Genomic DNA, 1,299 nt, shown 5'->3' with positions numbered 1-1,299 from the left:
CCGAATTCGTGAACCGTGAGTACTCCCAGAAAAGGGATGCTAAACCACAGCCCTGGCTCTAGCCATGCCCACCACTGGTTGGTGGGCAACTGCCACAGCACATCCGGCCGGATGACATCTAGCCGGCCAGCCGTAATAGAAACGCCAGCTAAGGTGGTCGTAAATAAGGTGATGAGGAATAAACTCAGGTGCAGCAAATACACGCGCCACCGGGGTGGTTCGGGTTTTTCGTACTGCACAAATGCCAATTCTGCTTCCTCCGCGAGAGTAAGAAAGCCAGGGGTAGAAGCATCAGGAAAGGGGAGGAGCGGAGGCGTCTCGTTCGAAGGCACGGAGGGCAGCGGGTAGGGCGTCAGTGAGGGTAAGGGGCGGGGCCAAGAACAGCGTGTGAAGTCCCAGACGGCGGGCCGTTTCAATGTGCTGCGGGCTATCTTCAATAAACAACGTTTCCTCCGCCTTCCAGTTCATCTCCTGTAGGGCATGGCGAAATATTTCCTCTCCTGGCTTACGAAGGCCCACTTGCTGGGAGTAGAACACGCGGTCCAGAGCATCGGCAATACCGTGCGCAAAGCCGTACTCTGTTTTCAGCACCGCATTGATAGCGTCAATGTGAATCTGGTTGGTGTTGGAGAGTAACGCCGTCTGGTAGCCCTGCGCACGCAACTCCGCAATAAGAGCTAGACGCTCGGCGGGTACATCCAGCAGCATGGCATTCCAAGCAGCATCTAGTTCCTCATCGGAAGCCTCCAGCTCGTAGTGCTTGCGCAACCCGTCGCGGAACTCTTGTGGCGTTAGTCGTCCTGTCTCCATCAAATCAAACAGCTCGGCCTGCGCCGCTTGCGTGAAGGCAATGGTGCTGCCACGGCGGGAGAGGCGGCGCATAGCTTCCAGCGTTCGGTCGTAGTTGAGGTTGATAATAACACCACCAAAATCGAAGAGCAGGTGAGGTAGCTTGTGAGGCATAAGGTGTTGATAAAGAAAGGGTAGTGTGGTAAAGACGCAACTGCTGGCTAGCCCAATACGTGAGTATTGCGCCAAATATTGCGGCGGAAATTGCAATTACGCGCACAAACTTCGAGCTTTGCACAGCTGAAACCAACCAGTTGCTGAGAGGTTTCGCGCCGGGCCTATAGCTCAATCGGTTAGAGCAACTGACTCATAATCAGTAGGTCGCTGGTTCGATTCCAGCTGGGCCCACCTTATTCAATTGAAAACCCCGTTAGGATATCTCTAACGGGGTTTTTATTTTCTATATGGTCTCTACTAAGAAGGGACACGTGACATACACGTTGGTAGCCA

At 53.9% G+C, this 1,299-nt stretch carries 1 protein-coding gene, 1 tRNA gene and 1 pseudogene; 1 reads left to right on the top strand and 2 read right to left on the bottom strand.

Annotated elements, in window-relative coordinates:
• Positions 1-332: pseudogene (locus tag VI25_RS19895) on the bottom strand (hypothetical protein); the annotation flags it as partial.
• On the bottom strand, positions 292-963 hold the full coding sequence (locus VI25_RS19890) for an HAD family hydrolase (RefSeq protein WP_052695487.1): 672 nt from the start codon (positions 961-963) through the stop codon (positions 292-294). The gene VI25_RS19890 and the pseudogene VI25_RS19895, both read right to left, overlap by 41 nt.
• Positions 964-1,123: 160 nt before the next feature.
• Between VI25_RS19890 and VI25_RS19885 the strand changes: the two genes are divergently transcribed.
• A tRNA-Ile gene (locus tag VI25_RS19885) sits at positions 1,124-1,197 on the top strand.
• Positions 1,198-1,299 lie beyond the last annotated feature (102 nt).

This window comes from Hymenobacter sp. AT01-02 (assembly GCF_000961955.2).
GTDB lineage: Bacteria > Bacteroidota > Bacteroidia > Cytophagales > Hymenobacteraceae > Hymenobacter > Hymenobacter mucosus.
The sequence above is the reverse complement of the archived record's forward strand: the minus strand, read 5'-3'. Positions and strand labels throughout refer to the sequence as shown.